Source organism: Microbacterium sp. NPDC060132 (genome assembly GCF_042729675.1).
In the GTDB taxonomy this organism is placed as follows: domain Bacteria; phylum Actinomycetota; class Actinomycetes; order Actinomycetales; family Microbacteriaceae; genus Microbacterium; species Microbacterium sufflavum.
Map to the genome: position 1 here is coordinate 526,211 of NZ_JBHWXU010000001.1, position 26,434 is coordinate 552,644.

Consider the following 26,434-nt stretch of genomic DNA (forward strand, 5'->3'; position numbering starts at 1 on the left):
CTGAGGAGCCGTGAACCAGGGTCAGCGGTTCTGGAAGTCGGGCTTGCGCTTCTCGCGGAACGCGGCCATGCCCTCCTTCTGGTCGGCCGTGTCGAACAGCGCCGCAAACGCCTCCTTCTCATGAGCGAGGCCCTCCGCGAGCGTGGTCTCCATGGCCGCATCGAGGGCGGCCTTGGCGGCGTACACCGACGGCAGCGACTTCGCCGCGATGCCGTCCGCGAGCGCGGTCGCCTCGGCCAGCAGCTCCGCCGCGGGCACGACGCGCGACACCAGTCCCGCCCGCTCGGCCTCCTCCGCGCCGAGGAAGCGGCCGGACAGCACGAGCTCGGCCGCCTTGTAGTAGCCGACCGCGCGGATGAGCCGCTGCGTGCCGCCCATGCCCGGGATGACCCCGAGGTTGATCTCGGGCTGTCCGAACTGCGCGGTGTCGGCCGCGAGAATGATGTCGCACATCATGGCCAGCTCGCACCCCCCGCCGAGCGCGAAGCCCGACACCGCGGCGATGACCGGGGTGCGCACGGCGGCGAAGTCCCGCCACGCCCCGAAGTGATCCGTCTCGCGCATCTGCGCCGCCGACATCCCCTCCATCTCCTTGATGTCGGCTCCGGCGGCGAACGCCTTCTCCGAACCCGTGACGACGATCGCGCCGATGCCGTCGTCGGCGTCGAAGGCGAGCGCGGCGGCCGTGACCTCCTCGGCGACGGTGCTGTTCAGCGCGTTGAGGGCCTGCGGGCGGTTCAGGGTGATCCATCCGACCCGTCCGCGCTGCTCCACCAGGATCGTCTCGTACTCGGTCATCTGTCTCCCTCTCCGTCGTGGTTCTGCTTCAGTATCGCCCGTCGCGTCGGTCGCCCCGTCGCCGGCGCTCCCGCTCGGGCACCGGTCGTCCGGTCGCCGGCGCTCCGCGCTCCGCGACGGGGGTGCTACACGCGGTCGTCGCGGATGTCGGTGATGATGCCGGAGAAGTCGCGCGTGGCCCCGTCGCCCGCGGCGTACGCGGCGTAGAGCTGCTGCGCGAGCCGGCCCATCTTCGCGTCGGTGGAGGTCTGCTCGATCGCCTGCAGCGCGAGCCCGAGATCCTTCGCCATGAGCGCCCCCGCGAAGCCGGGCTGATAGTCGCGGTTGGCGGGGCTCGTGGGCACCGGACCGGGCACGGGGCAGTTCGTCGTGATCGACCAGCACTGCCCCGACGCCTGCGACACCACGTCGAACAGCGCCTGGTGCTCGAGCCCCAGCCGCTCGCCGAGCACGAACGCCTCCGCCACGGCGATCTGCGACACCGCGAGCACCATGTTGTTGCAGACCTTCGCCGCCTGGCCGAGACCCGAGCCACCGCAGTGCACGATCCGCTTGCCCATGACCTCGAGCAGCGGCAGTGCCGCCGCGTAGTCCTCGTCCGAGCCGCCCACCATGAACGCCAGCGTCCCGGCCTCGGCGCCCACGACCCCGCCGGACACCGGGGCGTCGATGTTGCGGTGACCGGCGGCGAGCGCGAGCGCGTGCGCGGCGCGGGCCTCGTCGACCGCGATCGTGGACGACTCGATGAACAGGGTGCCGGGGCGCGCCGCCGCCAGCAGCTCGGTGCGATACGCCTCGATCACGTGCTTCCCGGCGGGGAACATCGTGATCACGACCTCCGCGTCGGTCACGGCCTCCGCGCCGCTGGCCGCCACCAGGATCCCGGCCGCCCGCGCCGCCTCCACGGCCGCGGGCACGAGGTCGAAGCCGTGCACCTCGTGTCCCGCCGCGACGAGGTTCTTCGCCATCGGCAGGCCCATGTGGCCGAGGCCGAGGAAGGCCACGCGGGTCATGAGGCGCTCCGCATCGACGCCGACCCCGCCGGCCGCAGCATCTCCCGGCCGACGATGAGTCGCATGATCTCGTTGGTGCCCTCGAGGATCTGGTGCACGCGCAGGTCGCGGACGATCTTCTCGATGCCGTAGTCCTGCAGGTAGCCGTAGCCGCCGTGCAGCTGCAGCGCGCGGTTGGCGACGTCGAAGCCGGCGTCGGTGGCGAACCGCTTCGCCATGGCGCAGCGCATCGTGGCGTCCGGCGCCTTCGCGTCCACCGCCTCCGCACCGTCGCGCACCATGAGCCGCGCGGCCTGGAGGTCGGTGCGCATGTCGGCGATCGCGAACAGGATCGACTGCTTCTCGGCCAGCGGCTCCCCGAACGCCACCCGCTCGTGCACGTACTGCACGGCGCGGTCGAGGGCCGCCTGGGCTCCGCCGAGCGAGCAGGCGGCGATGTTGAGGCGCCCGCCGTTGAGCGCCGACATCGCGATCGCGAACCCGCGACCCTCGTCGCCGAGCATCGCGGCCGCGGGCACCCGCACGCCGTCGAGGATCACCTGCCGGGTGGGCTGCGCGTGCCAGCCCATCTTCTTCTCCGGGGCGCCGAAGCTCAGCCCCTCGGCGTCGCCCGGCACGAGGAAGGCGCTGATGCCGCGCGCTCCCGGCTCGCCCGTCCGCGCCATCACGACGTACACGGCCGCCTCGCCCGCCCCCGAGATGAACTGCTTGACGCCGGTGAGCAGGTAGTCGTCGCCGTCGCGCACGGCGCTGGTCGCCACGTTGGCGGCGTCGGATCCGACCCCCGGCTCGGTGAGGCAGTAGCCGCCGAACTCCTGCATGGCCGTGAGCTGCGGCAGCCAGGCGGCACGCTGGGTGTCGTCGCCGTAGGTGTCGATCATCCACACCACCATGTTGTGGATGGAGATGTAGGCGGCGACCGCGGGGTCGGCCTTGGCGAGCTCCTCGAAGATCGCGACGGTGTCGACGCGTGACAGGCCGGTGCCGCCGTACTCCTCGCTCACGTAGATGCCGCCGAGCCCGAGCTCGCCGCCGCGGTTGAGCGACTCCCGTGGGAACAGGTGCTTCTCGTCGCGCTCGGCGGCCTGCGGGGCGAGCTCGGTCTCGGCGAACTCGCGGACGGCGTCGAGGATGGCCTCGCGCTCCTCGGCGGTGGTGGTGACGCTGGTCATGGTCATGTCGGTTCCTCGGGCGATCAGTGCATGGTGGGGATGACGAAGCTGGCGCCGTCGCGGATGCCGCTGGGCCAGCGACTCGTCACCGTCTTGGTCTTGGTGTAGAAGCGGAAGGCATCGGCGCCGTGCTGGTTGAGGTCGCCGAAGCCGCTGCGCTTCCAGCCGCCGAAGGTGTAATACGCGATGGGCACCGGGATCGGCACGTTCACCCCGACCATGCCGACCTCCACACGGGCGGCGAAGTCGCGGGCCGCGTCGCCGTCGCGCGTGAAGATCGCGACACCGTTGCCGTACTCGTGCTCCGACGCCATCCGCAGCGCCTCCTCGTAGTCCGCGGCCCTCGCGATCACGAGCACGGGACCGAAGATCTCCTCACGGTAGATCGCCATGTCGGTCGTCACGTGGTCGAACAGCGTCGGCCCGAGGTAGAACCCCTCCTCGTGCCCTGGCACCGTGAAGCCGCGGCCGTCGGCGAGGAGCGTCGCCCCCTCGTCCACGCCCTGCTGGATGTAGCCGGTGACGCGGTCCACGGCGTCGCGCGAGACCAGCGGGCCGTAGTCGACGTCGGCCGCGAGCGAGGGCCCGACCCGCAGCTGGGCGACCCGCTCGACGAGCTTGGCCGCGAGCGCGTCCGCCGTCTCCTCCCCCACGGGCACCGCGACCGAGATCGCCATGCAGCGCTCGCCCGCCGAGCCGTAGCCCGCGCCGATCAGCGCGTCCACCGCCTGGTCGAGGTCGGCGTCGGGCATCACGATCATGTGGTTCTTGGCCCCGCCGAAGCACTGCGCCCGCTTGCCGTGCGCGGCCGCGGTGGCGTAGATGTACTCGGCGATGGGCGTCGAGCCCACGAAGCCGACCGCGCGGATCCGGTCGTCGCTCAGCAGCGTGTCGACCGCCTCCTTGTCGCCGTGCACCACGTTGAGCACCCCCGCCGGGAGCCCGGCTTCGAGGAACAGCTCCGCCAGCCGGACGGGCACCGAGGGGTCGCGCTCGCTGGGCTTGAGCACCACGGCGTTGCCGGCGGCGAGCGCGGGCCCGGCCTTCCACAGCGGGATCATGGCCGGGAAGTTGAAGGGGGTGATGGCGGCGACGACACCCAGGGGCTGTCGCATCGAGTACACGTCGATGCCCGCGCCCGCGCCGGTGGAGTACTCCCCCTTGAGCAGGTGGGGCGCTCCGGCGGAGAACTCGATCACCTCGAGGCCGCGCTGGATGTCGCCCTTCGCGTCGTCGACGGTCTTGCCGTGCTCGCTCGCCAGCAGTTCGGCGAGCGACTGCATCTCGCGCTGCGCCAGGTCGAGGAACCGCAGCAGCACCCGCGCGCGCTTCTGCGGATTGGTCGCGGCCCAGGCGGCCTGCGCCTCCTCGGCGGTGGCGATCACGCGGCGCACCTCCTCGGCGGAGGCGAGCGGCACGCGCGCCTGCACCGCGCCGGTGCTCGGATCGAAGACGTCGGCGAAGCGTCCGTCGTCGGGGGTGAGAAGCGTTCCGCCCACGAAGTGCGGGATCGTACGGGTCATTGTGTGACATCCCTCCGTGCCGTCGTTGGCACATCGCAAGTTTACTCCGGCGTCCGTGAAAATACGAGGACGTCCTTGTATCTCCGCGCACGGCCGGTCCCCACCCCGAGCGGCGCCGTTCGCACCCCGTTCACCCGCGCGTCACCTCGGCCGATTACAACTGCAGGTGCACGGACAGTGACTCAGACCGGATCGGGTAATCGCGTCCTCCGTGCGCACGGTGAGCGCTCTCGCTCCCGTCGCGGCCCCCAACGCCGCGTGACCCCCGCCGAATCGGGTCGGCGGGGGTCTTCTCCGTGCGGACGCCGCCGCGCTCCGGCGAAATAGAATCGTGCTGGCGCCGCGACCCTGGCGCCCCCACCCCACCCGGCGTCCGCACCCCGATGCCCCCACCCCCGAGGACCGCACCATGTCCGCAACCGCCCCCGTGTCCGAGCCCGTCACCGTCTCCATCCGCCGCGAGGTCGACCCCGAGCGCATCGCCGAGGCGACCGCCTGGGTGCAGACCGGCGTGAACCTGGCGACGAAGTACCCGGGCTTCCTCGGCTCGGGGTGGGTGCGCGCGGGCGAGGACTCGCAGGTGTGGCACATGCTCTACCGCTTCGCGAGCGAGGAGTCGCTGACTGCCTGGGAGCAGTCGGGCGAGCGCACCTGGTGGCTCTCCATGGGCGAGGGCTTCGTGCGCAGCGAGCGCTCCAAGCGCCGCACCGGCATCGAGGGGTGGTTCGACGAGCCGTCCACGGGCTCCATCCCCGTGGTCGAGCCCGACGGCACGACCACGGTCGCGGTGGCCCCCGCACCGCCGCGCTGGAAGCAGGCGGTGTCGATCTGGCTCGGCTTCTTCCCCGTCAACCTCGCCTTCACGTACGCCATGAGCCCGGTGCCGGGATGGGACGGCCTGCCGATCTGGCTGCGCGTTCTCGCGACCACGCTCGTGCTCACGCCGATCATGACCTACTGGGTGCTCCCCTGGGTCACCCGCTCGCTGCGTGGCTGGCTCGCCCGCTGACGCTCACGCGCCGTCCGGCGTGACATTCTTCTTCCCCGGCTCGACGAGCGACAGCGGATCCGCGATGTCCTCCAGCGACTTGCCCGCCGCGCTCACCCCGAACACCCCGCAGACCACGCCGCCGAACATCATGATCGCGGCACCGAGCACGTAGCCCCAGAAGAGCGGGCCGCGGTCGCCGGACTCGGCGCTCGCCCCGATCAGCGCCCCGTAGAGCACCGGCGCGATCGCGCCGACGAGCTGGCCGATGGAGAAGACGTACGAGATCACCTGACTGCGCAGCTCCAGCGGGAAGATCTCGCTCACCGTCAGGTACGCGGCGGACGCACCGGCGGAGGCGAAGAAGAACGAGGCGCACCAGAACGCCGTGTGCGTCGCCGCGTTCAGAACGCCCGCGTTGAACAGGAAGGCGCTGACCAGCAGGATCAGCCCGGCGAGCACGTACGTGCCGAACAGCATGCGGCGCCGGCCCCACGTGTCGAAGAAGTGGCCGAGGATGAGGGCGCCGGCGAGGTTGCCGACCGCGAAGACGATGAAGTACTGCGAGGCGGAGGCGGGCGGGGTGTCGTAGAAGTTCTCGAGCACCAGCGCGTAGGTGAAGAAGATCGCGTTGTAGAGGAACGACTGCGTCACCATCATCGTGATGCCGACCAGCGTGCGACGCGGGTACTTCTGGAACAGCACCTTCGCGATCACCAGGAACGGCACGCTGCCGTACTCCTTGACCGTGATCGCCTTGTCCTCGTCGACCGGGTCGATCGTCTTGCCCTCCTTGCGGATGCGCTCCTCGATCGCGTCGACGTTGCGCTCCGCCTCCTCCTCACGGCCGTGCGTCATCTGCCAGCGCGGGCTCTCCGGGATGTGCCGACGCAGCCAGATGATCAGCAGGCCGAGGATCGGACCGACGAAGAAGCTGAGCCGCCAGCCCAGGTCGGCGGGCAGGAGGTCGGTGTTGAGGAAGAACATGTTCGCCACGGCACCCAGGGCCGCACCGCCCCAGTAGGTGCCGTTGATCGCGATGTCGACACGGCCGCGGTACTTCGCCGGGATGATCTCGTCGATCGCGGAGTTGATGGCGGCGTACTCGCCGCCGATGCCCGCGCCGGCGACGAACCGCCAGATGTAGAAGAACCACGGGGCGAACGCGAGACCGGCCACCGCGGAGCCCACGAGGTAGACCGCCAGCGAGATCAGGAAGAGGTTCTTGCGGCCGAGGCGATCGGCGAGGCGGCCGAACACCAGCGCCCCGAACACCTGGCCCAGCAGGTAGCACGTGCCGGCGAGACCCACCTCGGCCGGGCCCATGCCGAGGGTCTCGGCATAGCCGTTCGCGGCGACGATCTGCACCTCGAGCCCGTCGAGGATCCACGAGAAGCCGAGGCCGACGACGATCATCCAGTGGAAGCGCGACCACGGCAGCCGGTCCATGCGCGCCGGGACGAGCGACCGGACCTCCTTGACGGTGACCTCGGATGCGGACATGAACCCTCCTTCGTGCGGGGCGCGAACGGCCCGCATCCGGTTCTACTCCGCCCGGGAATTCGCCGCATCGCCTTGACCCCGAGGGCTCCATCACGCTACAGCGCCGCCGAGAGCCCTCGGCGGCGCTGTCAGATCCTGCTCGCGGCGGTCAGGCCGACGCCTCCTCGGGGCGCTCCTGCACCTCGATCGCGGCGGTGTCCGGCGTGTACCCCTCGACGTGCCGCTCCTCGGCTCCGACGTACGCCGAGAGCGGCCGGATCAGGGCGTTCGACGACTGCTGCTCCAGGATGTGCGCCGTCCACCCCGTGATCCGCGCCGCGACGAACAGCGGCGTGAAGGTCAGGGTGTCGAAGCCGATCAGGTTGTAGGCGGGGCCCGACGGGTAGTCCAGGTTCGGGTAGATGCCCTTGCGCTCCACGAACTCGCCCTCCAGACGCTCGTAGAGCTCGGCCACCTCCGGGCGGTCGTAGTGGCGCACCAGGGTGTCGAGCGCGGCCTTCATGGTGGGCACCCGCGAGTCGCCGCGCTTGTAGACGCGGTGACCGAACCCCATGATCTTGCGCTTCTCGGCCAGCGCCTTGTCGAGCCACTCGGTCACGCGGTCGGCCGCGCCGATCTCGTCGAAGATGTGCATCACGGCCTCGTTCGCACCGCCGTGCAGCGGGCCCTTGAGCGCCCCGATCGCCCCGACGACCGCGGAGTACAGGTCGCTGAGCGTCGAGGTGATCACGCGCGCCGTGAAGGTGGACGCGTTGAAGGAGTGCTCCGCGTAGAGCGTCATCGAGCGGTTGAACGCATCGACCACCACCGGGTCCTGCTCCTCGCCGAACGTCATCCAGAGGAAGTTCGCCGCGTAGTCCAGGTCGTCCCGCGGCTCGACCGCCGGCAGGTCCCGCCGCCGCCGCTGCCCGTAGGCGACGATCGCCGGAAGGGCCGCGAACAGGCGCAGGCTGCGCTCCAGGTTGACCTCGGGCGTGCCGACCGCATCGAGCACGTTGCGGATGCCGGCCGTCTCGACCGCGCCGATCACGCTCACCGCCGTGCGGACCTCGTCCATCGGGTGGGCGTCCAGCGGCAGCCGGTCGATCGCATCCTTCACCTCGGGCGTGAGGGCGCGGTGCCGCCGCTCCTCCAGCCGGAACGCCGCGAGCTCGTCCCCCGTGGGCAGCTCGCCGTTCCACAGCAGATACGCGACGGCCTCGAACGGCTGCGTGTCGGCGAGTTCCTGCACCGGGTAGCCGCGGTACAGCAGGCTGTTCGTCTCGGGGTTGACCTTCGAGATCGCGGTCGTGTCGACGACGACCCCCGCGAGGCCCTTCTTGATGTCCGGCTCGGTCATGCTCACTCCTTCGTGATGGTGAAGTTGAAGACCCCGGAGTCGAAGTGGTTGTACGACTCGTAGTCGATCAGGTCGTAGAGATCGGCGCGGTGCTGCATCTCGCCGAGCGTCGAGGTCAGATGCCCCTCGTCGTTCAGCGTATCGAGCGCACGGCCCGCGGCGCCCATCGCGATCCGCAGCAGCGACACCGGCCAGATCACCATCCGCACCCCGGCGCTGCGGAGCTGGTCGACCGAGAACAGCTCGCTCTTGCCGAACTCGGTCATGTTCGCGAGGATCGGCACGTCGAGCGCCTCCGCCATCGCCTCGAACTCGTCGAGCGTGCGCATCGCCTCGGGGAAGATCGCATCGGCACCCGCGTCGACCAGGGCCTTCGCGCGGTCGATCGCGGCGTCCAGTCCCTCGATCGCCCGGATGTCGGTGCGCGCCATGATCAGGAAGTTCTCGTCGCGGCGGGCGTCGGCGGCGGCACGGATCCGCTTGATCGCGGTGTCCTGATCGACCACGCTCTTGCCGTCGAGGTGACCGCAGCGCTTCGGGTTGATCTGGTCCTCGATGTGGGTGCCGGCGAGTCCCGCGTCCTCCAGCTCCTGAATGGTGCGGGCCACGTTCATGGGCTCGCCGAAGCCGGTGTCGGCGTCGACGATCGCGGGCAGGTCGGTCATGCGCGCGATCTGCTTGGCGCGTCCGGCGACCTCGGTCAGCGTCGTGAGGCCGATGTCGGGCAGCCCCAGGTCGGCGGAGAGCACCGCGCCCGAGATGTACACGCCGTCGAACCCCTTCTGCTCGATCAGCCGGGCGCTGAGCGGGTTGAACGCGCCGGGGAACCGCAGCAGCTCGCCCGAGGACAGGCGCTCCCGGAACAGCCGCCGCTTCTCGGCGGGCGTGACGGTGGAGTACAGCATCAGAACAGGCCTCGGGGAGCCGGGGCGGCGTCGAGCACACCGGGCTTCGCGACGATCGACAGCTCGGCGACCTCGGCGGCCGTGAGCTCGGGGAGGCGCTGCACGAGCTCCAGGAACCGGTCGATCTCGGCCGGCTCCAGCACGGGCTCCGCGAGCAGACGGAACTTCGCGATGTAGTCGGCGCGGGCGAACGGTCGCGCGCCGAGCGGGTGCGCATCGGCCACGGCGATCTCGTCGACCACGGTGCTGCCGTCGGTGAGGCGGATCTCGACGCGACCGCCGAACGCCTTCTCGTCCGGATCCTCCGAGTGGTAGCGGCGCGTCCACTCCGGGTCCTCGGCCGTGGTGATCTTGTGCCACAGGGCGACCGTGTCGGCGCGGCCCGCGCGCTCCGGGGCGTACGAGTCGACGTGGTGCCAGCCGCCGTCCTGCAGCGCGACCGCGAAGATGTACGGCACCGAGTGGTCGAGGGTCTCGCGCGACGCGGTGGGGTCGTACTTCTGCGGGTCGTTCGCGCCGGAGCCGATCACGTTGTGCGTGTGGTGGCTGGTGTGGATGACGATGGACTCGATGTTCGCGGGGTCGCGGAGGGCCGGGTTCGCGAGGCCGAGGCGGCGGGCGAGGTCGATCAGCGCCTGCGCCTGGTACTCCGCGGAGTGCTCCTTCGTGTACGAGTCGAGGATCGCGCGCTTCGGCTCACCCGCGGCGGGCAGCGGCACGTCGTACGCGGCGTCCTTGCCGTCGAGCATCCAGGCGATCACGCCGTCCTCGCCCTCGTAGATCGGTGCCGGGCTGGTCTGTCCGCGCATCGCCCGGTCGACCGCCTCGACGGCCATCTTGCCCGCGAAGGCCGGGGCGTGCGCCTTCCACGTGGAGATCTCGCCCTTGCGGCTCTGCCGGGTCGCGGTGGTGGTGTGCAGCGCCTGGCCGACCGCCTGGTAGATGGTCTCGACGTCGAGGTCGAGCAGGGTGCCGATGCCGGCCGCGGCCGACGGGCCGAGGTGGGCGACGTGGTCGATCTTGTGCCGGTGCAGGCAGATCGCGCGCACCAGGTCCATCTGGATCTCGTAGCCGGTGGCGATGCCGCGCACGAGCGCCCGGCCGTCCTTGCCCGCGTGCTGGGCGACCGCGAGGATCGGCGGGATGTTGTCACCGGGGTGCGAGTACTCGGCGGCGAGGAACGTGTCGTGGTAGTCGAGCTCGCGCACGGCGACACCGTTCGCCCACGCCGCCCACTCCGGGCTGGTGCGGTGGTCGAGCGCGGCGCCGAACAGGTTCGCCCCGGCACCCCCGGTCGACACCGGGTGGCTGAACGCCTGCGCGCGGGCGGCCACGATGGGGGCGCGGGTGAGCGAGGCCGCGGCGACGGCGGCGTTGTCGATGATGCGGTTGACGATCATGTCGACGACGGGCTGCTCGACCTCGACCCGGTCGACGGCGACCTCGGCGATCTTCCACGCGAGCTGGTCCTCGCGGGCGAGGTTCTCGGAGCTGGCGTGCACGCGGACGTGGTGGGTGACGGTCATGAGTGTCCTTCGCTGTCGGGGAGGGAGTCGAGGATGCCGGTGAGCGCGTTGTGCAGGTGCACGTGCGTGGCATGGGCGGCCAGGTCGCCGTCGCGCGCGGCGAGCGCCTGCGCGATCGTGCGGTGCTCGGCGGCCGACGCGGCGAGCCGGGCGGGCTTGTCCTTGGCCATGCGCCGCACCCGCACCAGGTGCGTGCGCACGGTGCGCAGGGCCGCGGCGATGTAGTCGTTGTCGACGGCGTCGTCGAGGGCCGCGTCGAAGCGGGCGATCAGGGCGTAGTAGGCGTCGCGGCCCGCGGCCCGCGTCAGGTCGACGTGGGAGAACTCGTCGGCGAGGGCGGCGAAGAGATCGGCGTCACCCCGGGCGGCGGCGAGGCGGGCCGAGGTCTCCTCCAGCGCGCGGCGGATCTCGAACAGCGAGCGGATGTCGTCGGCGTCGAGGGCGGCCACCACCGTGACCCGGGGGGACTGCTGCACCACCAGTCCGTCGGCGGCGAGGCGGCGGAGGGCTTCGCGCATCGGGGTGCGGCTGACGCCGAGGCGCTCGGCCTGCTCGACCTCGCCCAGCACGAACCCCGCGGGGAGGGCGCCCGACTGGATGCCGTCGAGGAGGGCCGCATAGGCGCGATCGCTCGCGGACGTGCGCTCGACAGGGAGAACCATGCCCTCAGTGTATACATAAACCCGCTCGAGGTGGGCGGGCGGCCACGTTCAGGCTGTATTCGTATACATAGGCTCGGGCGCGGCGACCCGCGGCTCGCCGAGCTTCACCACGACCACGCCGGCGAGCACGAGCACGCCCCCCAGCGCCTGCAGCGGGCCGGGGAGCTGGTCGAGCAGCAGCCACCCGAACAGCAGGGCGGCCACGACCTCGGCGAGCGCGACGAACGAGGCGAGACGCGAGCCGAGCATCCTCGTGGACACGATGCCGAGCACGTAGGCGAGCGCCGTCGCGATGAGCCCGATCGCGACGACGGGCACGAACCAGGGAACCGTGCCGAAGCGGTACGCGACATCGGCCGTCGTCCACGCGAACGGCAGCACCCCGACCAGACCGGCGAGGGCCAGACCGACGGCACCGAGCAGGAGCCCGCTCCCGGCGAGCGCGATCGGCGGGAGTCCGGTGTCGGCCTTCGCCGAGAGCACGAAGTAGCTCGCCGCCCCCACCATCGCCCCCAGCGCCCAGAGCACGCCGACCACGTTCACCTGCGCACCGGTGACGATGTCGAGCATCAGCACGAGTCCGACGAAGGCGATCCCCGCCCCGAGCACGCTGCGCCGTGTCGGTCGCTCGCCGCGGCGCAGCCACAGCCAGAGCAGCACCGCGACCGGAGCCGTGTACTCGATGAGCAGCGCGATCCCGACATCCATGACGGCGACGGCCTGGAAGTAGCAGAGCTGAGTGGCCGCCACGGCGAGCAGCCCGTAGGCGAGGACCATCCCGGCGTTCCGGCGGAGGGCGCGCCACCGCCCCCGCAGCGCCAGGAGGGTCGGGAGCAGCAGGACGAGCGCGGCGACCCCCACCCGTACGGTGACGGCCGCGCCGGGCGTCCACCCCGCGTCGATGAGTCCGCGCGCCCACGCCCCGGAGGAGCCGAACGCGAACGCGGCGGCGACGGCCAGCGGGAGCCCGAGACGCACATCGCTCCGCGTGCGGTTCCTGTCATCCGCCACGGTGCTCATGGACGATGACGCTACTCGCGGACGGAGTAAGATGTCAACATGGTCTTCACCGATGACACCGAGGATGCGCTGCGCGCGGCGGTCTGGCTCGCGAACTCCGCCGAAGAGCCCGACACCCTCGTCGACATCGACGACGAGAAGACGTTCCTCGAGGTGTTCCCCTACACCGGGAGGCTCGACCGCGACGGCGTGGAACTCGACGACCTGCGCGCCCTCCGCCCGCGGCTGCGAGCGATGCTGCTCGCCCCGCGCGACGAGATGGCCGCACACGTGAACGATGCCCTCGCCGAGCTGCAGCTCACTCCGCGGCTGGTGCGGCACAACGGAGCGGACTGGCACCTCCATGCGGTGCACGACGAGCGGCCGCTCGCCGAGCGCGTGCTCGTCGAGACGGTGATGGCGCTCATCGACGTGATCCGCGCGGACGAGGGCTCGCGCCTCACGGTCTGCGAGGACGACACCTGCCAGGCGATCGCACTCGACCTCTCCCGCAACCGCTCCAAGCGGTACTGCTCCACGACGTGCGCGAACCGCAACGCGGTCGCGGCCTACCGCGCTCGGCGCGCACACGCCTGACACCGACGCCTCGCCGGTCGCCCGCGCCCGTCTCGCGCAACTCCTGAGCGAGTGAGCCCATCTCGTTCCACGGCCCCTGAACAGCGACCGTCCTTCGTCCCGCTGCGCTCATTCGCGGATCGACTGCGCTCTTCACAAACGATTATCGATTAGTGTAATGTCGCCAGCGGCCCTCCCTCATGCATCAGGAAAGGATCAACGATGATCAAGGCCCGACTCCTCCCCCTCGTCGGCATCGCGGCAGTGTCCGCGCTCGCCCTCGCCAGCTGCTCCACCCCCGCCGGAGACGACGGCGGCTCCTCCTCGGAGGACGTCGAGGTGCGCATGCTCGTCAACGTCACCCCGAACCTGACCGAGGAGTTCTGGAACGACCTCGTCGCCCCGTTCGAGGAGGCCAACCCGAACATCGACGTCGTCATCCAGAACCCCGGCGCGGAGGGCGTGGAGGCCGCCGTGCCCCGCCTGCTCGCGGCCGGCGACGCCCCCGACGTCGTGCAGTCGATCGCCCCGACGACGAAGCTCGCGCCCGAGCTCGTCGACCTGTCCGGGTACGAGTGGGCCTCGTCCGGTCCCCTCGCCGACCAGTACTCGATCGACGGCAAGAACTACATGGCCGGGATCGGCGTGCAGCTGCAGAGCCTGTTCTTCTACAACAAGACCGCGTTCGAGGAGGCCGGCATCACCGAGCTGCCCACCACCGTCGACGAGCTCACCGAGGCCCTCGGCAAGCTGAAGGCGGCGGGGTGGACCCCGATCCAGACCGGCGGCGACTGGATGAGCAGCCACACGCTGCAGGCCCTCGGCCTGCCGACGATCATCGCCGAGGACCCGGAATGGTTCCAGAAGATGTCGTCCGGCGAGGACACCTTCAGCGAGACCTACGGCGACGCGGTCGAGACCTACGCGGAGTGGGTGTCCGAGGGCTACATCCCCACCGACGCGCTCGGCATCAAGTACCCCGACGCCGAGCAGGCGTTCCTGTCGGGCAAGACCGCCGTGTACTCGATGGGCAGCTGGTTCGCCGGCACGCAGGCCAAGGCCGCCGAGTCGGCCGACATCGGGGTCTTCCGCGCCCCGTCGTTCGAAGGCGACGAGCAGCCCGCGATGGGTGCCAACATCGCCAGCCCGTACTCGATCCTCAAGTCCAGCGAGCACCAGGACGCCGCGGCGAAGCTCGTCGAGTTCCTCACCACCGACCAGACCGCGGTCAGCGACCAGCTGGCGGTCGACGGCAACTTCCGCGACGGCTACGAGTACGACATGACGCCGCTGGGCGAAGAGCTGCTGCAGATCGTCGCCGACACGCCCGCCGAGGCCTACACCCCCACCGGCGGCGGCTACGGCGAGCGCACGCTCCCCGACGGCTACCCGGGCGAGATCAACACCCAGACCCAGGCCCTCATCGGCGGCGCCTCCGCCGAGCAGGTGCTGAAGGCCATGGACGACTGGTTCGCCGCGAACGCCGGCTGACCGCTCGAGGCGCCAGGGACCGCATCCGTCCCTGGCGCCTCCCCGGCGCCGCATCCGCGCCACCCCCACCAACGCGCCACCGAGAACGAGAGTGCCGCCATGACTCCGCCCACCACGACCGCGCCGCCCCCGGCCGCGGCGACCGCCCCGACAGGACCATCGACGCCGATGAGCTCGACCCCCGCCCCCCGCAAGCGCTCCGCGCTGCAGCGGTGGCGGCACCGCCTCCCCGGCATCCTCATGGGAGGGCCCGCCGTGGCCGTCTTCCTGGCGATGTTCGTCATCCCGATGATCCTCGCCGCGGTGCTGAGCTTCACGGACTGGAACGGGTACAGCCTCAACTTCACGTTCGTCGGCTGGGAGAACTACATCAAGGCGTTCCGCAGCCCCCGCTCCACCCAGGCCGCGATCTTCACCGGCATCATCGCCGTGGTCGGCACGATCCTCTGCAACGCCATCGGCCTCGCGATCGCCGCGCTCATCGCCGGTCCCGGCCGCTCGAACACGATCCTGCGCACGATCTTCTTCTACCCGTACGTCATCAGCGCCCTCATCATCGGGTTCCTGTGGTCGGCGATGCTCTCCCCCAGCGGCGCCGTCAACGGGTTCCTCACCACCGTCGGCCTGCCCGCGATGCCCTTCCTCACCGACCCCACCTTCGCGAAGGCGAGCGTGATCTTCACGATCGTGTGGTCGCACTTCGGCTTCAACATGATCCTGTTCCTCGCCGGCATCAAGTCGGTGCCCGCCGAGTACTACGAGGCCGCGACCGTGGACGGCGCCTCGCGCTGGCAGCAGTTCCGCTCCATCACCCTGCCGCTCATCGCGCCGGTGTTCACCGTGAACCTGGTGCTGACCCTCGTCGGGCTCCTCAAGGCCTACGACGTGGTGCTCTCCCTCACCGACGGCGGCCCGGCGGGCTCCACCCAGACGATCGTCTACCAGATCCTCAAGGACTCGTTCGCGAACTCGGCCCTCGGGTTCGGCGCCGCGCAGTCCATGATCCTCCTCATCGTCACCGCGGTCATCGGTCTCGCCGTCACGCTGGTGCGACGCCGCTCCGAGAAGAAGGCGACCGACTGATGAAGCAGACCCGCAACCGGCCGGCGCTCGCGGTGAGCGCGATCCGCTGGATCGTCCTCGGCGTCGTGGCGATCACCATGCTGATCCCGATGTACACGATGGTCATCAACGCCTTCAAGCCGCAGGCGGAGATCATCGAGAACCCGCTCCTGATCACGCCGCAGATGTTCACGTTCGAGTACCTGTGGGAGGCGATCACGAGCAGCAAGTTCAACGTGATCGCGGCCTACGGCATCACGCTCCTGTTCGTCGTGCTCGTGAACCTCTGCTGCATCGCCCTGGCCGCACCGGTCGCCTACGTGATCGCCCGCGGCCGCTCCAAGTGGCACCTGGGGCTGCTGCTGCTGTTCGTCTCCGGCCTGTTCATCCCGGGGCAGGTCACGCTGATCCCCGTCGTGTTCGTGCTGCGGGTGCTCGGACTGATCAACACGATCCCGGGCTTCATCCTCTTCGAGACGGCGGCGACGCTCCCCGTGACGATCTTCCTGTTCACCGCGTACCTGCGCAGCGTGCCGCGCGACATCGACGAGGCCGCGTCCCTCGACGGCGCCGGTCCGATCCGCGCCTTCTGGGCGTGCGTCTTCCCGATCATGAAGCCGGTCGTGGCGACGGCGGTGGTGCTGAACTCGATCGGCGTGTGGAACGACTTCGTGAGTCCGCAGATCATCCTCGGCCCCAGCTCCGGCATCTACACCGTCACCACGGGTGTGTACGCCGCCGTCGGGCAGTTCTCCACCGACTACACGCAGGTGTTCCCGACCCTGCTGCTCGCCGTGCTGCCCGCGATGGTGTTCTTCATCGTCATGCAGCGCCACATCATCGGCGGCCTCGTGGCCGGCGCGACGAAGGGATGACCGTGCCCGCGCATCCGCTCACCCGCCCCCTGCGGGCGATCCCGGCCTGGGCCGTGCTGCAGCGGCGCCTCTTCGCCGAGATCGAGGAGGCCCGCCGCGTCTTCCGCGACCGGTACACGCTCCCCGACGGCCGCCTCCGCGGCGTCGCCGAGTTCGTGGACCGCGACGGGGTCGACGACCTCTACGAGCCGTTCTTCAACTGGCCGGCCTTCTACCTGCTCGGCGGGCCCGACGAGGTGCTGGCCGACGCCAAGCGGCACTGGGAGGGCGTGACGGTGCAGCTCGCGGAGGCGGGCATGCTCGCCGACGAGTACGACAACGGCTACGACTGGTTCCACCAGGGCGAGTCGCTGCTGCTGTTCGCGGGCATCTGCCAGGCCGACCCGGCCGACACGGCGTTCGCGGCGCGCGCCGCCCGGTTCTCCGCGCTCTTCACCGATCCCGCGAAGGGCAACTACGACCCGGAGCACACCATCATCCGCGCACCGCACAACGGTGCCCTGGGCGCTCGACCGGGCCTGGACGAGAAGATCGTGCCGTATGTGGCCGACCGGGCCGAGATGCGACCCTACGGTCTGCCCCTGCACGGGCTCGACGGCATCCGCACCTGGGACGACCTCGCCGACCCGGACAACGCGCACCGCATGGCCGAGGAGATGCAGCGTCGCGCCGCGGGCGACATCGCCGTGAACCTCGCCGCCACCTCGCTCGCGGCGAACCGGTGGCTGTACGACGGCGACGCCGCCGCGGCCGACTGGATCGAGCAGTACGTCGACGGGTGGCGGACACGGGCCGACGGCGGGCTGCTCCCCGACAACGTCGGCCCCGGCGGCACGGTGGGCGAGCTCCACGACGGGCGCTGGTGGGGCGGCCACTACGGATGGGCGTGGCCGCACGGACTGCACTCCGTCGGCATGAGCGCCCTCATCGGCGCCCTCAACCACGCGCTCGTCACCGGCGACGATGCCGCCCTCGACCTCGTGCGCACGATGCTCGACACCGTGCTCGCGGAGGGCCGCACGGGCACCGTCGCCGACTCGACCTACAGCCTGCGCGGCGGCTGGATGGCCCGGCTCGGAGCCGCAGCCACGCAGCCCGGGGTCCTCGTGCCCTACCGCCACGGACCCGACGGGTGGTTCGACTTCGGTCCGCTGCAGCTCGACCTGCCGCTGTGGCTGTGGTGGTGGTCGCGCTCGACCGCTGACCGCAGCCGCCTGGAGCGCGCGATCGCGGGACTCCCCTCCTCCGCCGACCCCGTCGCGCCCTTCCGCGACAAGGAGGAGGCGGGGCACGAGGCGGGATGGTTCGCCTATCTCCGCGGAGAGCTGCCGGAGTACCCGGTGCGGGCGCTGGAGATGGCGCTCGGTCAGGTCGCGCGGCGCACGGCCATGATGCTCGCCGACGACCGCGATCCGGATGCCGCACACCTGCACTTCTGGCAGCGCGTCAACCCCGTCGTGACCGAGGTGCTCACGCAGCTCGTCGCCGGGGCCCCGCAGGTGCTCTACAACGGCGGGCTCGGGTTCACCGCGCTCCGCTACGAGGACGCCGACCGCGGCCGGCCGGGGCTCCCGCCCGACGTCGCCGCGCTCGTGCACCGCCTCGACGACCGCGGGATCGGCGTGCAGCTCGTGAACACGTCGGCCGTGCACACCCGCACCGTGCGGCTGCGCGGCGGCCGCTTCGGCCTCGACCGCATCGTGGAGGTGACCGCGACCGCGGAGGACGCCTCGGGCTGGCCCGGCGCCTCCGGCACGTACGCCGGACCGGAGGGCGAGATCGTCACGCACACCCTCACCTGCGACGACGACCTCGTCTTGACCCTGCCACCGGCGCACCTCGCCGACCTCGACCTGACCATCGCGCGCGCGACCGGCTCGCCGCGCCACCTCTTCCCCGAAGGAGCCGCATGAGCGACCTGATCCGACCCGACTTCCCCCTGCCCGTGCGGGGGGCGGCGTACCAGCGGCCGTCGCGCGACGTGCTCGACTCCTTCGACGCGATCTCCGCGGCGACCGCCTGCGCCAAGCTCCACGGCCTCGGGATCCGCCGCAGCTACATCGAGGGACCGGAGCCGCTGAGCCTCGGCCAGCGCATGGTCGGCTCCGCCCTGACGCTGCAGTTCATGCCGCAGCGGGAGGACATGGCCTCGGGCGACGGCCAGGAGTACGCCGAACGGCACACGGCCCTGTGGCACGTGCTCGAAGCGGTGCAGCCGGGGGACGTGCTGGTGATCCAGGCGTACGGCAGCCGCTTCTCCGGCTGCGTCGGCGACATCCTCGCGCGCTACTTCGCCCGCAAGGGCGGCGCGGGCATCGTCGTGGACGGGCGCATCCGCGACGCCGGCCGCATCCGCGAGCTCGGGATTCCCGTGTGGTCGACCGGCACGACCCCGCACTACGCCTCGCAGTCGGAGCTCGTGCCGTGGGCGTTCGACGTGCCCGTGGCGGTGGGCGGTGCGCTGTGCATGCCCGGCGACCTGGTCGTGGCCGACGACGACGGACCGGTCGTAGTTCCGCAGGCGATGGCGCCCCAGGTGGTCGAGGACGCGCAGGATCATGAGGAGTGGGAGGTGTTCAGCCGCAAGCGCCTCGACGAGGGCGCCCGGCTGAGCGACTACTACCCCCTGACCCCCGACAGCCGCGAGGAGTACGAGGCATGGCGTTCCGTCCGCAGCTCCGTCCTCTGAACCCGGCCGCCGCCGCCCGCGGCGACGCCGGGCTCGGCTGCGCCCCGATCGGCAACCTGTTCGCGCCGGTGCCGGACGCGGATGCCGTCGACACCGTGCACGCGGCCCTCGCCCGCGACGTGCGGTTCTTCGACACGGCGCCGCTGTACGGCTCGGGAGAGAGCGAGCGCAAGCTCGGCCTCGCCCTGCGCGGCGTGCCCCGCGACGACTACGTGCTGGCGACCAAGGTGGGACGGGTGCTCGTCGACGCCGAAGGCGCCCCGGTGCGCGGTGCGGCGAGCGGGCACGATTCCGTGGTCGACCTCAGCCGCGACGGCATCCTCCGCAGCCTCGACGGCAGCCTCGCCCGCCTCGGCGTGGACCGGGTGGACGTGCTGCACCTGCACGACCCCCTCGATGTGGAGGCCGCGTTCGCGACGGCCTTCCCGGCCCTCCTCGACCTGCGGGACCAGGGCGTGGTGCGGGCGATCAGCGTCGGTCTCGGGCGCCTCGACCCGCTGGAGCGCTATGTGGCCGAGGTGCCGCTCGACGTGGTGATGGAGGCCGGGCGGCTCACGCTGCTCGACCGCACGGCGCTCGACCGCCTCGTCCCCACCGCTCGCGCACGGGGCATCGGTGTCCTGGCGGCGGCGGTGTTCAACTCCGGCATCCTCGTCGACCCGGTCGGCTCGCCGTTCTACGAATACAAGCCGGCGCCCGCCGCGCTGCAGGAGAGGGCGCTGCGACTGCAGGCCGTGTGTGCGGCACACGACGTGCGGCTGGCCGACGCGGCCGTGCAGTTCCCGCTGCGCCACGGCGCCGACGCGGTGGTCGTGGGCGCGCGGACGCCGACCGAGGTGCACGCGTTCGTCGACGGCCTCGACGCCGCGCTCCCCGCGGCGCTGTGGGATGCACTCGACGCGGAGGCCGTGTGAGCGGGCGGCGACGGCGGCTCCCCCGTGCCGCGGGCGCCGCCGTCGTCGCGGTCGCCGCCTGATGGCGCCGCACGGGACCTGACATGCGGATCGTCGATGCCCACGTGCACGTCTGGGATGTGGACGCCGTGCCGATCCCCTGGTTCCGCGACGCCCTCGACCTCCCGCGGCACGCCTCCGCCGTCGGGCTCGGACGGGAGCTGACCGCGGCCGGTGTCGCCTCCGCGATCGCGGTGCAGGCCGCGGACTCCGTGGCGGAGGCGGAGTGGCTGACCGCGACCGCCGCGCGCGACCCGTTCCTGCGGCGCGTGGTGCTGCAGTACTCCCCCGCGCCCGGAAGAGCGGCCGGTGCGACCGGCGTCGCCGTCACCCCCGCGGTCGTCGGCGTGCGGGCGGCGGTGCCCCAGTTCGCCGCCGACCTGTCCGACGTGGACGGCCTCGACGCGCTCGCCGACCACCTCGGCGCGACCGGCCGTGCGCTCGAGCTGCTGATCCGGCCGGAGCAACTGCCCGCCGCCGCCACCCTCTCCCGCCGGCACCCGGGCACCGCGATCGTGGTGTGCCACCTGGGCCTCGGGGCGCGGACGCCCGACGGCACGTGGCGGGCAGCACTGGACGAGGCCGCGTCGGCGCCGGGGGTGTCGGCGAAGGTCTCCGGGCTCGACCTCTCGGCCCGCGGCGCGGAGGAATCGCGCGGCCTGCTGCGGCTGGCGTTCGACCTCTTCGGCGCGGAGCGGCTGGCGTTCGGCAGCGACTGGCCGATGTCGACGCGGAGCATCGGCTATGCGGACGTGCTCGCCGCGACGCGCGCGGCGCTGCCCCGCCTTTCCGGCGCCGAGGAACGGGCGTTCTGGTCCGCGACCGCCGACCGCCTCTACCCCACGGGCGCCTGACCCCCGCCGTCTGTCTCGTCGCGCGGCGGCTGGCACGGAGTCGCGGGACGGCGCGGGAGGGTCAGGCGTCGTCGAGGAGGGTGCCGGCGGCGTGGCGACGGAACAGCGCGGACGCGGCCTCGACATCGCCCGCGTCGAGCACGTCGAGCAGCCCCTTGTGCCAGTCGGCCACCTCGTGCCAGTCGCCGGTGAACGTCGGGTCGCCCAGCACGTGCATCACCCGCAGGCTCGGCTCGAGCAGATCCCACATCCGCGGCAGGTACACGTTGCCGCTCGCCTCGATCACGGCGCGGTGGAACGTGAAGTCGAGCTCGCGGAAACGGGCGAGGTCGGCGGATTCGGCCGCCTCATGCATCTGCGCGATGAGCGACACGAGCTCGTCGCGGCGGGCGGCGTCGAGCGCGCCACACGCGAGCCGGCCGGCCAGGCCCTCGAGCTCGACCCGGGCGACCTTGGCCTGCTCGGCCTCCTCGGCGGAGTAGCTCGCGACGAAGTTGCCCTGGTGCCGCACATGCGACACGAGCCCCTCGTGCGCGAGGCGCTTGAGGGCGTCGCGCACGGGAGCCTGGCTCACCTGGAGCTGTCGCGCGAGCTGGGACTCGACGAGCTGCTCGCCCGGGGCGAGGGTCGACTCCTTGATCATCGCCTTGATCATCGCGTAGATCTGATCCGACAGCAGTCCTCGCTGCAGTCCCGCTGTGCCCAGAGCATCCGTCATGACCATCAGTCTACGTCCATTATCGACTATCGCTAATGGACGCGGCCGTGCGCCAGGCCTCGGCGATCAGCGCCGATCCGCGCGGCGTCGGATGCACGCCGTCCGGGGCGAGCTCCGCCACCGGCTGCCGTGTGGCGGCGGCCGTGAGCACCTCGTGGAGCGGCACGAAGGCGGCGCCATGCGACGCGGCCAGGTCGCGCACGACCGCCCGCTTGCCGTCGAGGTCGTCGAGCCACTCGCGCTGCTCCTCCGTCACCGGAAGGAAGTACGGCTCCATGAGGATCAGGCGGGGGCCCCGCTCCCCGGCGACGCCGGCCAGCAGCGGGTCGAGCGTCGCCCGGAACTCCTCCGCCGACGTCGGGTCGTCGCTGTCGAACCGCCGCCACATGTCGTTCACGCCGACGTACACGGTCAGCAGCTCCGGCGCGGTCGGCAGGAGCTCGGAGTCCCACCGGGCGGCCAGGTCGCGCGCACGGTTCCCGGCGATGCCGCGGTTCCGCACGGTCGCGCCGGCCGCCCGCAGCTCCGGGGCGAGGAGGGCCACGTAGCCGTCACCGAGGGAGTCGGGGTCGGCACGGTCGCGCCCCGCATCCGTGATGGAGTCTCCGATGAACGTCACTCGCACCGGGGCACCTCTTCCTCATCGTCCTTGAGCTTGGGCTTGACCGAGGTCTCCAGTTCGACCGTCGCGCCCGCGTAGGTCACGGTCAGCGTCTGGTGCGGACGCACCTTGCTGCTGTCGAACCCGCTCACCATATCGGCCGTGACCTGCTGCGTCGTGAGGGTGCCGTCGCTCCAGCGCACCCCGAGGATCATCCCGGTGACGTCGAGCTCCTCGCCGCGCAGGTAGCGGGTCTTGGGGTCGGCCTCCGCGGCCCAGCAGATGCCGGTCACGCTCGCGGGCGGCGGCGTGGGGCGCACGGCGAGGGCCGTCGTCTTGCCGTAGTGGTACACGTTGAAGAAGCCCTCCGCTCCGATGCGCAGGTTCTCCCGCGCATCGACCATGCTCCACACGGTCACGCCGTCCACCCGGAACACGATGCGCGTGCCCTCGCCCTCCGCGAGCGCGCCGAACTCGATGCGGTGCGAGGTGTCGGGGGCGATGACGGTGTTGGGGATCGCGTCGAGCATCGTCTGACCGGGGGTCCAGCTCTGGAACTCGATCGTGTCCTGCTTGATCACCACGAGGTACCCGGTGTTGGAGTTCTGCCACGCGGGCACACCGGTCTGGTCGGACCGCGCCTGGAAGCCGTACCACCCTCCGGAGAAGGCACCGAAGTCCGCGTCGAACTGCAGGAGCGTATCGCCGAAGCGCTCGCCCTCGTAGCCGTGCACCCCCTCGCCGCTGATCACCACGCCCGCGTCGTCAACGGCGATGTGGTCGGATGTGCTCCAGGCCGCGGGGTCCTTCAGCTGCGCGTCGAGCCGGGTCGTCGGGTACTCCGCGTCGGCGACGGTGACCGTCAGGGTGTCGCTGAACGCGGGGTCCGCGACCGAGGTGGCCGTGATGGTCGCGGTGCCCGCGGCGACGGCGGCGATGCGGCCGTCCGCCACCGTGGCGACCGCGGGGGCGTCGCTGGTCCAGGTCACCCTGGCGTCGCTGGCGTCCTGCGGGGCGACCGTCGCGGCGACCGTCCGCCGCTCCCCCACCGAGAGCGCCACCGCGTCGGCGTCGAGGGTGACCCCGGTCACGGGCACCCCGGAGAGGGAGAACCCGATGTCGTCGAAGTCCAGCGACGGGTAGTTCTCGACGTAGAAGCCCACGCGACCGGCCGCACCCGGCGCGGGATCGGCCCCCTCGAGGGCGATCGCGCCGTTGACGGAGATGCGGATCCGCCCGTCCTGGACCGCGATGCGCACGTGCGAGGTCGCACCGGGGACGAGGCCCTGCTCGGCGGGCACGACCTTCTCGGCGACCACCTGCCAGGCGTCGTCGAAGATGGTCCAGGTCGGGCCGGCCGCGGCCTGACGGAAGCGGATGTAACCGCCGCCCTTGCCGTTGCGGTCGTACACGATGAGCCCCGCGTTGGTGGGCGTCGTCGCCGGTGTCGTCACGTCGAAGTCGAGCACGAACTCGGTGAAGTCGCGCGGCAGGATGCTGTTCGCGCCCTTGAGGATCCGGTAGACCTTGTCACCCGTGGCGTCGGCCTGGATGCTGCGGTTGGGGTCGGTCGCCCAGCCGTTCGATCCCGACTCGAAGTCGGTGAAGTGCAGCACGCCGTCGCCCTCCTCCACGATCACCTCGATGGTCGCGGTCTTGGCGGCGTCGGCCTTCGCGGTCGCCGTGATGGTCGTGGTGCCGGGGCCCATGCCCAGCACGACGCCCGTGTCCTCCACGGTCGCGGCGGCGGCGTCGGCGGAGGCGTAGGTCACCGCGGTGTCGTCGGCGTTCCAGGGCAGCGGCACGGCGCGCACGCGCACCTGGTCGCCGGCGTCGATCGTGACCGAGTCGCTGTCGAACGCGATGTCCTCCAGCGGGACGGACTGCGGCTGCTGCGTCTGGCCGATGTGTCCGTCGACCCCGATCTCACCGAACGCGATCGCCTCGAAGCCGGGGATCTGGTCGAACACGGCGGCGTCGGCCTTCAGCGTGTAGTCGCCGCCGGCGGCGTCGACGAACCCGGGGTCGGCGTCGGCCACCCAGTTGTCCTCGTAGTTCAGCAGGTTCTTGCCGTCCTTGGCGCCGTGCTCGTTGACGCCCGCCATGCGGGGGCGGTTCGGGTTCCAGACCACGTTCTCGGCGAACGTGCTGTGGTTCGGGAAGTAGTGGTCGTCCTCGAAGAAGTGCCCGAGCTCGGGGTACTTCTCCAGATACGGCGTGCCGACGAAGTCGTTGTTGTCGGCGAACACCTGCTGCCAGGCGGGCATGTAGTCCTTGTCGACGACGTTGCCCTCGTGGTCGCCCATCCACTGCTCGTAGTTGTCGTAGGGCGCGTAGGCGTCGACGAAGACGTTGTTGCGCGCCTCGATGTAGTCGGCGGATCCGCTCTTGATGGCGCCGTTGCCCATGTTGACGAACACGTTCTTCTCGATCGTGAGGTCCCACGTGAAGTTGTCGGCGTAGATGCCCTCGACGCCCGCCATGCCGGCGCCGATGTCGTGGAAGTAGTTCTCCCGGAAGACGTGTCCGCGCTGCTGCGGCGTCTTGCCGGAGTTCATGTAGATCGCGCCGAGGTCGTGGAACTGCTTGCAGACGTCGTACACCTCGTTGCGCTCGAAGAGGTGGTCGTTGCCGTGCACGATGATGCCGGGGTGCGGCGCGTCGTGGATCTCGTTGTTCTTGGCGACGTTGCCGACCCCGTCGAACATCACACCGGGGTTGTAGGCCTTGTGGTAGTAGGCGAAGTCGGCGATCTCGGAGTTCTCGACCCGGTTGCGGCCCGGCTCGAGGGTGGTCTTGTCGCCGCCCTGGAGCACCACGCCGACGCCGCCGACGTGCGTGAGCCGGCTGTCGGTGACGGCGTGGTCGCGGCCGCCGCGGTTCACCGGGATGCCGTCGTAGGTGTAGCGCCCCGGCGAGTTGATGAGCACGCCGCCGTCGGTGAAGTTGCGGATGTCGCTGTGCGAGATCGTGACGTGGGAGCCGCCGAGGATCACGGCGGCGGTGGCGCGGCCGTACTCCAGGACGAGGTCGTCGAAGTTGACGTACGACGCCCCGTCGGCGCGCAGCATCGGCTCGTCGAGCGTGGTGACGGTGACGTCGCCGCGTCCGGACGTGAAGGCGGCGTTGGGGATGAGGTAGAGCTTCCCCGCCGCGCGGTCGATGTAGTACTCGCCCGGTGCGTCGAGCTCCTCCAGCAGGTTCTGCGCGAAGTGGAAGTCGGGGAACCAGCTCTTCATGATCCCGGACATCTCGCCGTAGCGGAGGGTGATCGTCTTCGCCGCGGTGTCGATGCTCTCGATCTTGTTGTACGACCACTCCCAGCTGTAGCCGAAGATGCCGTCCAGCCACACGTCGTCGGCCTGGGTCCAGTACTGGGGCCGGTCGTAGCCGTACGTGAAGGTGCCGCCGCGGTTCTGCAGATCCGGGTCGTTGCGGTCGGGGCCGACGTCGATGATGTCGCCCATCTGCACGGTGGGGGTGGCGGCGTCGGCGTTGGGCCAGCGCGCGAGCGTCATGCCCTGCCCGTCGATGAAGAGCTCCATCGGCGGGGTGGTGCTGACGTCGTTGGCCTTCCAGTAGCCGTGGCGGCTGAGCTGGCCGTAGTCGGTGATGCCGAGGCCGGCGAGGTCGACCGCGACCACCTGGTCGCGGGCGGCGGGGTCGATGATCCGGTCGGTGACGGCGGCGTCCTCGACGGGCGCGAACTCGTCGCGGGGCAGCGCGCGACCGCCGGTGAGCGTGGCGGTCTCGCCCGGATAGGAGCGGTAGGTGATCGGAGCGTCGGCGGTACCGGAGTCCTGCTCGCCGATCTCGAACGAGGCGCTGCGCGGGTACTCGCCCTCGCGGAGGTAGACCGTGAGGCCGTCTGCGGGGATCTGCTCGTCGGCTTTGAGTGCCCGGATGCGGTCCCTGGCTCCCTCGAGGGTGGCGAGCGGGTCGTCCTTGGTTCCGGCGGCGTCGTCGTCACCCCCCGGTGCGATGTAGAGGGCGTCGTCGTCGACCGCGGCCGACGCCGCGGGGGCGACGCCGAGGGCGGATCCGAACACGGCGGCCAGGGCCAGTCCTGCCAGCACACGCTTCATTGCGTCTCCGAACTCTCGATTCCCGCGCGAAGAGCTCGCGCGGTGCCGCAGCGGGCGGCTGCACAGGACCCTACCCAATCGATAATCGACTATCAAGGATCG

The 26,434-nt window shown here is 71.1% G+C and carries 22 protein-coding genes; 9 read left to right on the forward strand and 13 right to left on the reverse strand.

Annotated elements, in window-relative coordinates; genetic code table 11:
* Window positions 1-21: 21 nt before the first annotated feature.
* From ACFWCH_RS02750 to ACFWCH_RS02765, 4 genes are all read right to left on the reverse strand, one after another.
* Window positions 22-798: an enoyl-CoA hydratase-related protein gene (locus tag ACFWCH_RS02750; RefSeq protein ID WP_378802854.1), complete on the reverse strand. Its 777-nt coding sequence runs from the start codon at window positions 796-798 to the stop codon at window positions 22-24.
* Between the two features lie 125 nt (window positions 799-923).
* A complete protein-coding gene (mmsB, locus tag ACFWCH_RS02755; RefSeq protein ID WP_247637816.1) occupies window positions 924-1,811 on the reverse strand; it encodes a 3-hydroxyisobutyrate dehydrogenase in 888 nt (295 codons plus the stop codon).
* The gene (locus ACFWCH_RS02760) at window positions 1,808-2,989 is read right to left on the reverse strand and encodes an acyl-CoA dehydrogenase family protein (protein WP_136029539.1); all 1,182 of its coding nucleotides are present in this window, start codon (window positions 2,987-2,989) and stop codon (window positions 1,808-1,810) included. Before ACFWCH_RS02760 ends, mmsB begins: the two co-directional genes overlap by 4 nt.
* A gap of 17 nt (window positions 2,990-3,006) precedes the next feature.
* Window positions 3,007-4,506 carry a CoA-acylating methylmalonate-semialdehyde dehydrogenase gene (locus tag ACFWCH_RS02765; RefSeq protein WP_136029537.1) on the reverse strand — a complete coding sequence of 500 codons (1,500 nt, stop codon included), beginning with the start codon at window positions 4,504-4,506 and terminating at the stop codon, window positions 3,007-3,009.
* Between the two features lie 409 nt (window positions 4,507-4,915).
* On the opposite strand from ACFWCH_RS02765, the gene ACFWCH_RS02770 reads away from it, so the two are divergent.
* The gene (locus ACFWCH_RS02770; protein ID WP_205812669.1) at window positions 4,916-5,515 is read left to right on the forward strand and encodes an antibiotic biosynthesis monooxygenase; all 600 of its coding nucleotides are present in this window, start codon (window positions 4,916-4,918) and stop codon (window positions 5,513-5,515) included.
* 3 nt (window positions 5,516-5,518) lie between these two features.
* Here the strand turns inward: ACFWCH_RS02770 and ACFWCH_RS02775 are convergent, their stop codons facing one another.
* The 6 genes from ACFWCH_RS02775 to ACFWCH_RS02800 form a co-directional block, all read right to left on the reverse strand.
* The gene (locus ACFWCH_RS02775; protein ID WP_378802855.1) at window positions 5,519-6,997 is read right to left on the reverse strand and encodes an MFS transporter; all 1,479 of its coding nucleotides are present in this window, start codon (window positions 6,995-6,997) and stop codon (window positions 5,519-5,521) included.
* A 148-nt stretch (window positions 6,998-7,145) separates the two neighbouring features.
* Complete coding sequence (locus tag ACFWCH_RS02780; protein ID WP_136029533.1) at window positions 7,146-8,336, reverse strand: bifunctional 2-methylcitrate synthase/citrate synthase; 1,191 nt, start codon at window positions 8,334-8,336, stop codon at window positions 7,146-7,148.
* A gap of 2 nt (window positions 8,337-8,338) precedes the next feature.
* Window positions 8,339-9,241, reverse strand: a complete 903-nt coding sequence (gene prpB / locus ACFWCH_RS02785; RefSeq protein WP_378802856.1) for a methylisocitrate lyase — start codon at window positions 9,239-9,241, stop codon at window positions 8,339-8,341.
* Window positions 9,241-10,767: an MmgE/PrpD family protein gene (locus tag ACFWCH_RS02790; RefSeq protein WP_136045048.1), complete on the reverse strand. Its 1,527-nt coding sequence runs from the start codon at window positions 10,765-10,767 to the stop codon at window positions 9,241-9,243. The genes prpB and ACFWCH_RS02790 overlap by 1 nt, the downstream gene beginning before the upstream one ends.
* A complete protein-coding gene (locus tag ACFWCH_RS02795) occupies window positions 10,764-11,429 on the reverse strand; it encodes a GntR family transcriptional regulator (protein WP_136029526.1) in 666 nt (221 codons plus the stop codon). The genes ACFWCH_RS02790 and ACFWCH_RS02795 overlap by 4 nt, the downstream gene beginning before the upstream one ends.
* Window positions 11,430-11,477: 48 nt before the next feature.
* Window positions 11,478-12,449 (reverse strand): DMT family transporter, encoded by a 972-nt coding sequence (locus ACFWCH_RS02800; protein ID WP_378802857.1) that lies wholly within the window; start codon window positions 12,447-12,449, stop codon window positions 11,478-11,480.
* 39 nt (window positions 12,450-12,488) lie between these two features.
* Here ACFWCH_RS02800 and ACFWCH_RS02805 point away from each other — a divergent pair, with 39 nt between their 5' ends.
* The 8 genes from ACFWCH_RS02805 (at window position 12,489) to ACFWCH_RS02840 (ending at window position 20,928) form a co-directional block, all read left to right on the forward strand.
* The gene (locus tag ACFWCH_RS02805) at window positions 12,489-13,025 is read left to right on the forward strand and encodes a CGNR zinc finger domain-containing protein (protein ID WP_378802858.1); all 537 of its coding nucleotides are present in this window, start codon (window positions 12,489-12,491) and stop codon (window positions 13,023-13,025) included.
* 201 nt (window positions 13,026-13,226) lie between these two features.
* A complete protein-coding gene (locus ACFWCH_RS02810; RefSeq protein WP_378802859.1) occupies window positions 13,227-14,495 on the forward strand; it encodes an ABC transporter substrate-binding protein in 1,269 nt (422 codons plus the stop codon).
* 99 nt (window positions 14,496-14,594) lie between these two features.
* Window positions 14,595-15,578 carry a carbohydrate ABC transporter permease gene (locus ACFWCH_RS02815; protein ID WP_206252580.1) on the forward strand — a complete coding sequence of 328 codons (984 nt, stop codon included), beginning with the start codon at window positions 14,595-14,597 and terminating at the stop codon, window positions 15,576-15,578.
* Window positions 15,578-16,432 (forward strand): carbohydrate ABC transporter permease, encoded by an 855-nt coding sequence (locus ACFWCH_RS02820; protein ID WP_136029520.1) that lies wholly within the window; start codon window positions 15,578-15,580, stop codon window positions 16,430-16,432. Before ACFWCH_RS02815 ends, ACFWCH_RS02820 begins: the two co-directional genes overlap by 1 nt.
* The gene (locus tag ACFWCH_RS02825; RefSeq protein ID WP_378802860.1) at window positions 16,429-18,345 is read left to right on the forward strand and encodes a hypothetical protein; all 1,917 of its coding nucleotides are present in this window, start codon (window positions 16,429-16,431) and stop codon (window positions 18,343-18,345) included. Before ACFWCH_RS02820 ends, ACFWCH_RS02825 begins: the two co-directional genes overlap by 4 nt.
* The gene (locus ACFWCH_RS02830; protein WP_378802861.1) at window positions 18,342-19,121 is read left to right on the forward strand and encodes a ribonuclease activity regulator RraA; all 780 of its coding nucleotides are present in this window, start codon (window positions 18,342-18,344) and stop codon (window positions 19,119-19,121) included. Before ACFWCH_RS02825 ends, ACFWCH_RS02830 begins: the two co-directional genes overlap by 4 nt.
* Window positions 19,091-20,035, forward strand: coding sequence for an aldo/keto reductase (locus ACFWCH_RS02835; protein ID WP_378802862.1), 945 nt, complete (start codon window positions 19,091-19,093; stop codon window positions 20,033-20,035). Before ACFWCH_RS02830 ends, ACFWCH_RS02835 begins: the two co-directional genes overlap by 31 nt.
* 83 nt (window positions 20,036-20,118) lie before the next feature.
* Window positions 20,119-20,928, forward strand: coding sequence for an amidohydrolase family protein (locus tag ACFWCH_RS02840; RefSeq protein ID WP_378802863.1), 810 nt, complete (start codon window positions 20,119-20,121; stop codon window positions 20,926-20,928).
* Window positions 20,929-20,989: 61 nt separating this feature from the next.
* Here the strand turns inward: ACFWCH_RS02840 and ACFWCH_RS02845 are convergent, their stop codons facing one another.
* The 3 genes from ACFWCH_RS02845 to ACFWCH_RS02855 are packed head-to-tail and all read right to left on the reverse strand — an operon-like array spanning window position 20,990 to window position 26,332.
* Window positions 20,990-21,646, reverse strand: a complete 657-nt coding sequence (locus ACFWCH_RS02845; RefSeq protein WP_136044536.1) for a GntR family transcriptional regulator — start codon at window positions 21,644-21,646, stop codon at window positions 20,990-20,992.
* A 19-nt stretch (window positions 21,647-21,665) separates the two neighbouring features.
* The gene (locus ACFWCH_RS02850) at window positions 21,666-22,265 is read right to left on the reverse strand and encodes an SGNH/GDSL hydrolase family protein (RefSeq protein WP_378802864.1); all 600 of its coding nucleotides are present in this window, start codon (window positions 22,263-22,265) and stop codon (window positions 21,666-21,668) included.
* Entirely contained in the window at window positions 22,262-26,332 is a 4,071-nt protein-coding gene (locus ACFWCH_RS02855; RefSeq protein ID WP_378802865.1) for an Ig-like domain-containing protein, read from the reverse strand. The genes ACFWCH_RS02850 and ACFWCH_RS02855 overlap by 4 nt, the downstream gene beginning before the upstream one ends.
* Window positions 26,333-26,434 lie beyond the last annotated feature (102 nt).

Excerpts from the sequence above, each read along its gene's own strand:
- ACFWCH_RS02750 (WP_378802854.1), bottom strand. The coding sequence starts at position 798 with ATGACCGAGTACGAGACGATCCTGGTGGAGCAGCGCGGACGGGTCGGA.
- mmsB (WP_247637816.1), bottom strand. The coding sequence starts at position 1,811 with ATGACCCGCGTGGCCTTCCTCGGCCTCGGCCACATGGGCCTGCCGATG.
- ACFWCH_RS02760 (WP_136029539.1), bottom strand. The coding sequence starts at position 2,989 with ATGACCATGACCAGCGTCACCACCACCGCCGAGGAGCGCGAGGCCATC.
- ACFWCH_RS02765 (WP_136029537.1), bottom strand. The coding sequence starts at position 4,506 with ATGACCCGTACGATCCCGCACTTCGTGGGCGGAACGCTTCTCACCCCC.
- ACFWCH_RS02770 (WP_205812669.1), top strand. The coding sequence starts at position 4,916 with ATGTCCGCAACCGCCCCCGTGTCCGAGCCCGTCACCGTCTCCATCCGC.
- ACFWCH_RS02775 (WP_378802855.1), bottom strand. The coding sequence starts at position 6,997 with ATGTCCGCATCCGAGGTCACCGTCAAGGAGGTCCGGTCGCTCGTCCCG.
- ACFWCH_RS02780 (WP_136029533.1), bottom strand. The coding sequence starts at position 8,336 with ATGACCGAGCCGGACATCAAGAAGGGCCTCGCGGGGGTCGTCGTCGAC.
- prpB (WP_378802856.1), bottom strand. The coding sequence starts at position 9,241 with ATGCTGTACTCCACCGTCACGCCCGCCGAGAAGCGGCGGCTGTTCCGG.
- ACFWCH_RS02790 (WP_136045048.1), bottom strand. The coding sequence starts at position 10,767 with ATGACCGTCACCCACCACGTCCGCGTGCACGCCAGCTCCGAGAACCTC.
- ACFWCH_RS02795 (WP_136029526.1), bottom strand. The coding sequence starts at position 11,429 with ATGGTTCTCCCTGTCGAGCGCACGTCCGCGAGCGATCGCGCCTATGCG.
- ACFWCH_RS02800 (WP_378802857.1), bottom strand. The coding sequence starts at position 12,449 with ATGAGCACCGTGGCGGATGACAGGAACCGCACGCGGAGCGATGTGCGT.
- ACFWCH_RS02805 (WP_378802858.1), top strand. The coding sequence starts at position 12,489 with ATGGTCTTCACCGATGACACCGAGGATGCGCTGCGCGCGGCGGTCTGG.
- ACFWCH_RS02810 (WP_378802859.1), top strand. The coding sequence starts at position 13,227 with ATGATCAAGGCCCGACTCCTCCCCCTCGTCGGCATCGCGGCAGTGTCC.
- ACFWCH_RS02815 (WP_206252580.1), top strand. The coding sequence starts at position 14,595 with ATGACTCCGCCCACCACGACCGCGCCGCCCCCGGCCGCGGCGACCGCC.
- ACFWCH_RS02820 (WP_136029520.1), top strand. The coding sequence starts at position 15,578 with ATGAAGCAGACCCGCAACCGGCCGGCGCTCGCGGTGAGCGCGATCCGC.
- ACFWCH_RS02825 (WP_378802860.1), top strand. The coding sequence starts at position 16,429 with ATGACCGTGCCCGCGCATCCGCTCACCCGCCCCCTGCGGGCGATCCCG.
- ACFWCH_RS02830 (WP_378802861.1), top strand. The coding sequence starts at position 18,342 with ATGAGCGACCTGATCCGACCCGACTTCCCCCTGCCCGTGCGGGGGGCG.
- ACFWCH_RS02835 (WP_378802862.1), top strand. The coding sequence starts at position 19,091 with ATGGCGTTCCGTCCGCAGCTCCGTCCTCTGAACCCGGCCGCCGCCGCC.
- ACFWCH_RS02840 (WP_378802863.1), top strand. The coding sequence starts at position 20,119 with ATGCGGATCGTCGATGCCCACGTGCACGTCTGGGATGTGGACGCCGTG.
- ACFWCH_RS02845 (WP_136044536.1), bottom strand. The coding sequence starts at position 21,646 with ATGACGGATGCTCTGGGCACAGCGGGACTGCAGCGAGGACTGCTGTCG.
- ACFWCH_RS02855 (WP_378802865.1), bottom strand. The coding sequence starts at position 26,332 with ATGAAGCGTGTGCTGGCAGGACTGGCCCTGGCCGCCGTGTTCGGATCC.